The organism is Nocardia sp. NPDC004260 (assembly GCF_053603155.1).
The window spans coordinates 1-7,959 of record NZ_JBSGEZ010000141.1 but is presented as its reverse complement, the minus strand read 5'-3'; the positions used below and the strand labels follow the sequence as shown (position 1 = coordinate 7,959).

The 7,959-nt window shown below is 67.5% G+C and carries 7 protein-coding genes; 2 read left to right on the top strand and 5 right to left on the bottom strand.

Annotated elements, in window-relative coordinates:
• Positions 1 to 87 precede the first annotated feature (87 nt).
• Complete coding sequence (locus ACWEO7_RS37210) at positions 88 to 420, bottom strand: ArsR/SmtB family transcription factor (protein ID WP_452430268.1); 333 nt, start codon at positions 418 to 420, stop codon at positions 88 to 90.
• A gap of 277 nt (positions 421 to 697) precedes the next feature.
• Here ACWEO7_RS37210 and ACWEO7_RS37205 point away from each other — a divergent pair, with 277 nt between their 5' ends.
• Entirely contained in the window at positions 698 to 1,321 is a 624-nt protein-coding gene (locus tag ACWEO7_RS37205) for a hypothetical protein (protein WP_452430266.1), read from the top strand.
• Here the strand turns inward: ACWEO7_RS37205 and ACWEO7_RS37200 are convergent.
• Positions 1,318 to 2,172, bottom strand: a complete 855-nt coding sequence (locus ACWEO7_RS37200) for a helix-turn-helix transcriptional regulator (RefSeq protein WP_452430265.1) — start codon at positions 2,170 to 2,172, stop codon at positions 1,318 to 1,320. The two genes, ACWEO7_RS37205 and ACWEO7_RS37200, sit on opposite strands and share 4 nt — an antisense overlap.
• Positions 2,173 to 2,272: 100 nt before the next feature.
• Here ACWEO7_RS37200 and ACWEO7_RS37195 point away from each other — a divergent pair, with 100 nt between their 5' ends.
• On the top strand, positions 2,273 to 3,283 hold the full coding sequence (locus ACWEO7_RS37195; RefSeq protein WP_452430263.1) for an aldo/keto reductase: 1,011 nt from the start codon (positions 2,273 to 2,275) through the stop codon (positions 3,281 to 3,283).
• A gap of 91 nt (positions 3,284 to 3,374) precedes the next feature.
• On the opposite strand, the gene ACWEO7_RS37190 is transcribed toward ACWEO7_RS37195, so the two are convergent.
• From ACWEO7_RS37190 to ACWEO7_RS37180, 3 genes are all read right to left on the bottom strand, one after another.
• Positions 3,375 to 3,500, bottom strand: a complete 126-nt coding sequence (locus tag ACWEO7_RS37190; RefSeq protein ID WP_452430261.1) for a hypothetical protein — start codon at positions 3,498 to 3,500, stop codon at positions 3,375 to 3,377.
• Between the two features lie 183 nt (positions 3,501 to 3,683).
• Positions 3,684 to 7,637 carry a DNA-directed RNA polymerase subunit beta' gene (locus ACWEO7_RS37185; RefSeq protein ID WP_452430259.1) on the bottom strand — a complete coding sequence of 1,318 codons (3,954 nt, stop codon included), beginning with the start codon at positions 7,635 to 7,637 and terminating at the stop codon, positions 3,684 to 3,686.
• A 103-nt stretch (positions 7,638 to 7,740) separates the two neighbouring features.
• Positions 7,741 to 7,959 (bottom strand): hypothetical protein (locus ACWEO7_RS37180; RefSeq protein ID WP_357111586.1); only part of this gene is annotated, 219 nt, incomplete at its 5' end.

Sequence of the window (7,959 nt, the reverse complement as noted above, 5' to 3'; positions counted from 1 at the left end):
CCTGACCCGCGGCACCGCCTACAACGAAGAAACCCACGTCAGCAACCGCCAACGCGTACTCGCCGCCTGAGGTTGACAGAAGGTGTCTCATCGCTCCTGCTCCGTTCGTCCGAGGAATTCGCCGAGACGATCCAGCCGCGCTTCCACCATCCGCCGGTAGCTCTGCATCCAGGCCACTTCGCGGTCGAAGACGTTCTCGCCGAGGCGGCAGTACCGCACCCGGCCGCGTTTCTCCGTCACCACCATGCCCGCCGCCTCCAGCAATTGGATGTGCTTCTTGATGCCGGTGAGCGTCATCTCGAAGCGCTCCGCCAGTTCGCTGACGGTCGCGGGCCCACTGCCGAGACGTTCGAGGATGCCACGCCGGGTGGGATCCGCGAGCGCCCCGAAGGAGGCGTCCAAGAAGTCATACTGAACCATCTAGTTCAGTGTTGCGCAGCGGAGCGCGGACGTCAAGAGCGAATCGCGCCGCCCGGATCCGGCGACTCCGACGGTCGGCAGCGAATCCATGGCGTGGCGACCGACCCGAGAACGCCCGGACCGTGATCCGCGGCGCAGGCACTCGCCGACGAAGCGGGACAGATACTTTCGCCGCCGCAATCGGTGATGAACTGTCGCTCAACCCTTCTGATCGAGCCCGCCGAGCGGTATCTTGTCCGGACGAACCGGACACGGGGCGGGACACGGAAAGAGCACGATGAGGATCTCCCAATTCACCGCGACCACTCTGGTTGCTTTGGCGGCCACCGCACTCACCACGAGCGCCGCGCACGCGCAGCCCGCGCCCGGCGACGCTCCGCTCGACCTGCACGGCACGTTCCACCAGGTCGCCTACGAGGTCGCCGCCAGCGAGGATCGCCGTGCGGCGGTCGCGACCCTCCAGGACGGAACATTCGAGCTGACCCACGACGACCGGGTGGTGACGGTCGCCGATCGCGACGGCCAGATCGTCGCCGCGCTGCCGATGACGCTGCGCATCGGGGACCAGCGCGTGTCCCTGCGCCCCGTACTCGAGGACGCGGGACACCGGCTCACCGTCGCGCCGATCGCCATGGCCGACGCGCCGCTGCGCGACGTCAGCGCCCAGGAGCGGTTCTACGCCCAGGCCGAGAAGGTCATGCCGACCATCCTGGCGGGCGCCGGGATCGGCGCCGCCATCGGCTTCATCGTCGGATTCCCGCTCGGCCTGTTCGTGATCGACTTCATCACGGTGCCCGTCGCCGCGGTCGCGGGCGCCGCGATCGGCGCGATGGCCGGGTACATCATCGGCGGTGGACAGCCCGCCGTCGACGCGGCGCTCGAGTACGTCACCGCGCCCTAGTCGAGCCGGTCGACGGGCGTCAACTGCTGCGTGCCGATCACCCGCAGCAGGTCCAGCTTCTCGGCCGCGTCCGTGCCGGGGCGCGGTAGGTAGACCAGCAGACGCTGGGCGGAGTTGGGCGTGAGCAATGTTTCGCAGACCATGTCGATCAGGCCGACCTGCGGATGCAAGATGCGCTTGATATCCGAGAGGCGCACGGCTACTTCGTGTTCGTCCCAGAGCCGGTCGAATTCGACGCTCGCGGAGCGTAGTCGCGCGACGAATTCGATCACGTCGGAATCGGCCGCCCGGCGCGCGGCCGTGGCACGCAGATCCGCGACGTGATGGCGGCTGAGCCGGTCCCAATCCTCCTCCGGGAAGGTCGCGCGCGCGGACGGGTCGGTGAACCATCGGTAGGCGTAGTACCGGTCCCAGCCGCGCCGTTCGCCGTGATCGCCGACCAGCAACGTGTGCATCCGGTTCTGCACGAGCACCTCGCCGAGATCGGTGACGACCGTGGCCGCGGTGTCGTCGAGCTTGGCGAGCAAGTGCATCAGGCCGGGGCCCACGTGCTTGTCGGTCGTCTCGCGGCCCGGCGGGGCGTGGTCGCACAGATGGTAGAGGTGGTCGCGTTCGTCGTTGTCGAAACGCAGGGCCCGCGCGAGCGAGGCGAGCACCTGGGTGGACGGACGCGGACCGCGCGACTGCTCGAGCCGGGTGTAGTAGTCGGTCGAGATGCCCGCGAGCAGGGCGACCTCGTCGCGGCGCAGCCCCGGCGTGCGCCGCCGGATGCCGGGCGGCAATCCCACGTCGGCGGGCGTGAGCTGCTCCCGGCGACGGCGCAGGAAGTCGGCGAGTTCGGGGCGGTCCATGTCTTCACTGTCCCCCGAAACGGCGTGCTCAGCCAGGGATCGCCGCTCCCCCGATAAACGATCTCTCCCGCGGCGGTCCCGCACGGTTCAGGCTGGTCCCATGACGACAACGAAGATCGACGAAGTGCGGCTGGGAGCCACCGGTCCGACCGTCAGCCGGATCGGCCTCGGCGCCATGGGCATGTCCGGCGCGTACGGCACGACCGACGATGCCGAATCGACCGCGACCATCCATGCGGCGCTGGACTCCGGTGTCAACCTCATCGACACCGGCGATTTCTACGGCGCGGGCCACAACGAGATGCTGATCGGCAAGGCCATCGCCGAACGTCCTCGCGAGGACGTGGTGCTGAGCGTGAAGTTCGGCGCGCTGCGCGGCCCTGACGGCGGTTTCGTCGGTGTGGACAACCGTCCCGCCGCGCTGCGCAATTTCCTGACCTACAGCCTCCAGCGGCTCGGCGTCGACCACATCGACATCTACCGACCCGCCCGGCTGGACCCGGACGTGCCGATCGAGGACACCGTTGGCGCCATCGGCGAGCTGATCGAAGCCGGATACGTCCGCCATGTCGGCCTGTCCGAGGTCGGCCCGGAAACCATCCGGCGCGCGGCGGCCGTGCATCCCATCGTGGACTTGCAGATCGAGTATTCGCTGATCTCGCGAGGTATCGAGGAGCGCATCCTGCCCGTCTGCCGCGAGCTCGGCATCGGCGTCACGGCCTACGGCGTGCTCTCACGCGGCCTGCTCAGCGATGCGATCCAGCCCGGCGCCACCTTCGACCCGACCGATTTCCGCGCGCACAGCCCGCGCTTCCAGGGCGAGAACCTGGACCGGAATCTGGAGCTGGTCCGCGCGCTGAACGAGATCGCGGCGCGCAAGGACGCCTCGGTGGCGCAACTGGCCATCGCCTGGGCACTGACCCGCGGCGCGGACATCGTGCCGCTCATCGGCACCCGCCGACGCGGGCGCTGGGCGGAAGCTGTTCGTGCGCTCGACCTTTCGCTCACCGACGAGGAGCTGTCCACCATCGAGGCGGCCGTGCCCGCCGACCGGGTCGCGGGGGAACGCTACGCCACGGCACAGATGGCGATGCTCGACAGCGAGCGATGAGGTCACGTCTGGGGCGCGGCCGCGAGCCGCGCTCCAGACGAGTTGAGACCCCGCCGATCACATCACGCCCGACCGAGCATTCTCGACGCGATCAGGCCCGGCGCGGACGCAGCACGGCCGTGAAAACCGCTGTGGCCACGGTCTTTCCGGTGGCATCGGCGATATCCACCGGAACTTCGAGTTCGAGCGGCACTTTCGCCTCGATGTCCGCCCGCATCTTCGCCAGCGTCTCGCCGGAGAACGCGGAAGTAGCGCGAAACGGCCCCGCTTCCCCTTTCGCCCGGGCTTTGTACTCGATGCGCCCGTTTACTGTCTTCCCCGCCGGTTGTCCACCGCGCGCGAAACGAATCCGGCCCCCGCTCCAGAACGGAGCGGGGGCCGGATGCTTACGGCTGACGGATCAGCGGTAGTCGCTGAAGCCGTAGTCGTCGAGCGGAACCGCGGCGCCGGTGGTCTGACCGAAGCTGTCCGGGCTGTAGTAGGTGTCGTCGTAGGACGGCACCGCGTACGCGGCGGCACGGGCTTCCTCGGTCGGCTGCACCTGGATGTTGCGGTAGCGGTTGATACCGGTACCGGCCGGGATCAGCTTGCCGATGATCACGTTCTCCTTGAGGCCGATGAGTTTGTCGGAGCGGCAGTTGATCGCCGCGTCCGTCAGGACTCGAGTGGTCTCCTGGAAGGACGCCGCCGACAGCCACGAGTCGGTGGCCAGCGACGCCTTGGTGATACCCATCAGCACCGGGCGGCCCGCCGCGGGCTCGGCACCCTCGGCGACGACGCGACGGTTCGCGGCCTCGAACTCGGCGCGCTCGGTGAGCGAGCCGGGCAGGAACTCCGTGGCGCCCGAGTCGATGATCGTCACGCGACGCAGCATCTGGCGCACGATGACCTCGATGTGCTTGTCGTGGATCGACACACCCTGCGAGCGGTAGACCTCCTGGACCTCGTGGACCAGATGGACCTGAACCTGCCGGGGGCCCATGATGCGCAGCACCTCGTGCGGATCCGCCGCGCCTTCCAGCAGCTGCTGGCCGACCTCGACGTGGTCACCGTCGGAGAGCAGACGCTCGGTGCCGTCGTCGTGCTTGAACACACGCAGACGCTGCCGCTTCGAGAGCTTGTCGTAGACAACCTCTTCGCCACCGTCATCCGGGATGATGGTGATCTTGTAGAAGCGATCGTCGTCCTCCAGCCGCACGCGACCGGAGACCTCGGCGATGGGCGCCTTGCCCTTCGGCACGCGCGCCTCGAACAGCTCCTGCACACGGGGCAGACCGCCGGTGATGTCGTCACCCGCGACACCACCCTGGTGGAAGGTACGCATGGTCAGCTGGGTACCGGGCTCACCGATGGACTGCGCGGCGACGATACCGACGGCCTCACCGATGTCGACCAGCTTGCCGGTCGCCATCGAGCGGCCGTAGCAGGTCGCGCAGACACCGGTGCCGGTGGTGCAGGTCAGCACGGAGCGGACCTTCACCTCGGTGATACCCGCCTCGAGCAGCGCCTCCAGCGCCGGGTCGCCGAGGTCGGCGCCCTTGCCCACGATGACGTTGCCCTGCGCGTCGAGCGCGTCGGACGCGAGCGTGCGCGCATAGGTGGAGGTCTCCACGTGCGCGTCGCGGATGATCGAGCCGTCGAGCTGCTTCTCCGCGATCGGCACCACGATGCCGCGCTCGGTGCCACAGTCGTGCTCGCGCACGATGACGTCCTGCGAGACGTCCACCAGACGACGGGTCAGGTAACCCGAGTCGGCGGTGCGCAGCGCGGTGTCGGCCAGACCCTTACGAGCGCCGTGGGTGTTGATGAAGTACTCCAGAACCGTCAGGCCCTCACGGAAGGAGGACTTGATCGGCCGCGGGATGAACTCACCCTTCGGGTTCGTCACCAGGCCCTTCATACCGGCGAGGGTACGGGTCTGGGTGAAGTTACCCGTGGCGCCCGAGTCGACGATCGTGATGATCGGGTTGTCGGCCGGGTAGTGCGCGCGCAGCGCCTTACCGACCTCCTCGGTCGCCTCCTGCCAGATCTTGACCAGGGCGTTGTTGCGCTCCTGGTGATCGAGCGCACCACGCTGGTACTTCTTCTCGATCTGATCCGACTGCGCCTCGTAGCGCTCCATGATCTCGGCCTTCTCCGGCGGCACGAGCACGTCGGACATGGAGACCGTCACGCCGGAACGCGTGGCCCAGTAGAAGCCCGCGTCCTTGAGCTTGTCGACGGTCTGCGCGACCACGATCATCGGGTAACGCTCGGCGAGATCGTTGATGATCGTCGCCTGGCGCTTCTTGGGCATCTGCTCGTTGATGAACGCGTAGTCCACCGGCAGCAGCTCGTTGAACAGCACCCGGCCCAGCGTGGACTCGATGGTCCACGCGTCGCCGCGGCGCCAGCCCTCCGGGAACAGCTGAGCCTCGATCTCCTTCGGCGGACGCTGGTCGGTCAACCGGACCTTGATCAGCGAACGCACGGTGAGCTCACCGCGGTCCACCGCCATCTGCGCCTCGGCGGGCGAGGAGTACACGCCCCGCTCCGGACCGTCCTGAGTGGCCGGCTGGTAGGAACCCTTCGCGCCCTCTTCCAGACGGGTCAGGTAGTACAGGCCGGTCACCATGTCCAGACGCGGCATGGCCAGCGGGCGGCCCGACGCGGGCGACAGGATGTTGTTCGACGACAGCATCAGCACGCGCGCCTCGGCCTGCGCCTCCGCCGACAGCGGCAGGTGCACGGCCATCTGGTCACCGTCGAAGTCGGCGTTGAACGCCTCACAGACCAGCGGGTGCAGCTGGATGGCCTTGCCTTCCACCAGCTGCGGCTCGAAGGCCTGGATACCGAGACGGTGCAGGGTGGGCGCGCGGTTGAGCAGCACCGGGTGTTCGGCGATGACCTCTTCGAGGACATCCCACACCTGCGGCCGCTGCCGCTCCACCATCCGCTTGGCCGACTTGATGTTCTGCGCGTGGTTCAGGTCGACCAGGCGCTTCATCACGAACGGCTTGAACAGCTCCAGCGCCATCAGCTTGGGCAGACCGCACTGGTGCAGCTTCAGCTGCGGGCCGACGACGATGACCGAACGGCCCGAGTAGTCGACGCGCTTACCGAGCAGGTTCTGACGGAAGCGGCCCTGCTTGCCCTTGAGCAGATCGGACAGCGACTTGAGCGGACGGTTGCCCGGTCCGGTGACCGGACGGCCGCGGCGGCCGTTGTCGAACAGGGCGTCGACCGACTCCTGCAGCATCCGCTTCTCGTTGTTGACGATGATCTCGGGCGCGCCGAGGTCGATCAGTCGCTTGAGGCGGTTGTTGCGGTTGATCACGCGACGGTACAGGTCGTTCAGGTCGGAGGTGGCGAAGCGGCCACCGTCGAGCTGAACCATCGGGCGCAGCTCCGGCGGGATCACCGGAACGGCGTCGAGCACCATGCCCATCGGCGAGTTGCCGTTGGCCTGGAACGCCGCGACGACCTTGAGCCGCTTGAGCGCGCGCAGCTTCTTCTGGCCCTTGCCGGTGCGGATGGTCTCGCGCAGCGACTCGGCCTCGGCCTCGATGTCGAAGCTCTCCATCAGCTTCTGGATGGACTCCGCGCCCATCGCGCCGGTGAAGTACTCGCCGTAGCGGTCGACCAGCTCGCGGTAGAGCACCTCATCGACGATGAGCTGCTTGGGCGCCAGCTTGGTGAAGGTGTTCCAGATCTCCTCCAACCGGTCCAGCTCACGCTGGGCACGGTCGCGGAGCTGGCGCATCTCCCGCTCGCCGCCGTCCTTGACCTTGCGGCGGACGTCGGACTTGGCGCCTTCGGCCTCCAGCTCGGCCAGGTCGGCCTCGAGCTTCTGAGCGCGGGCCTCAAGGTCGGCGTCGCGCTGGTCGGCGACCGCCTTCTTCTCGACCTCCATCTCGGCCTCGAGCGTGGACAGCTCGTTGTGCCGCAGCTCCTCGTCGACCGCCACGATGACGTAGGCGGCGAAGTAGATGATCTTTTCCAGATCCTTCGGCGCCAGGTCGAGCAGGTAGCCCAGGCGCGAGGGCACGCCCTTGAAGTACCAGATGTGCGTGACCGGAGCGGCCAGCTCGATGTGGCCCATGCGCTCGCGGCGCACCTTGGCGCGAGTCACCTCGACGCCACAGCGCTCACAGATGATGCCCTTGAAGCGGACGCGCTTGTACTTTCCGCAGTAGCACTCCCAGTCCCGGGTGGGACCGAAGATCTTCTCGCAGAACAGGCCGTCCTTCTCCGGCTTGAGCGTGCGGTAGTTGATGGTCTCCGGCTTCTTCACCTCGCCGTAGGACCACTGACGGATGTCGTCGGCGGTGGCGAGGCCGATCCGAAGTTCATCGAAGAAGTTGACGTCTAGCACGTAACTTCCTTTCCCCTGTGCGGGTCGAATTCGAGCAAAAGTTCACTAGTTGGGTAATCCGTTGCGGGAGGCCGGATGCCGTGACGGCATCCGGCCGACCCGCCTAGTTCGCCAGATCGTCGACGGTGGCGGCTTCGTTCCTCGACAGGTTGATGCCGAGGTTCGCCGCGGCGCGCTCCAGGTCCTCGTCCTCGCCTTCGCGCAGCTCGATCGCGGCGCCGTCGGACGACAGCACTTCGACGTTGAGGCACAGCGACTGGAGTTCCTTGAGCAGGACCTTGAACGATTCCGGAATGCCCGGCTCCGGGATGTTCTCGCCCTT

Coding starts and splice junctions, on each gene's coding strand:
- ACWEO7_RS37210 (WP_452430268.1), bottom strand. CDS start 420: ATGGTTCAGTATGACTTCTTGGACGCCTCCTTCGGGGCGCTCGCGGAT.
- ACWEO7_RS37200 (WP_452430265.1), bottom strand. CDS start 2,172: ATGGACCGCCCCGAACTCGCCGACTTCCTGCGCCGTCGCCGGGAGCAG.
- ACWEO7_RS37195 (WP_452430263.1), top strand. CDS start 2,273: ATGACGACAACGAAGATCGACGAAGTGCGGCTGGGAGCCACCGGTCCG.
- ACWEO7_RS37190 (WP_452430261.1), bottom strand. CDS start 3,500: ATGCGGGCGGACATCGAGGCGAAAGTGCCGCTCGAACTCGAAGTTCCG.
- ACWEO7_RS37205 (WP_452430266.1), top strand. CDS start 698: ATGAGGATCTCCCAATTCACCGCGACCACTCTGGTTGCTTTGGCGGCC.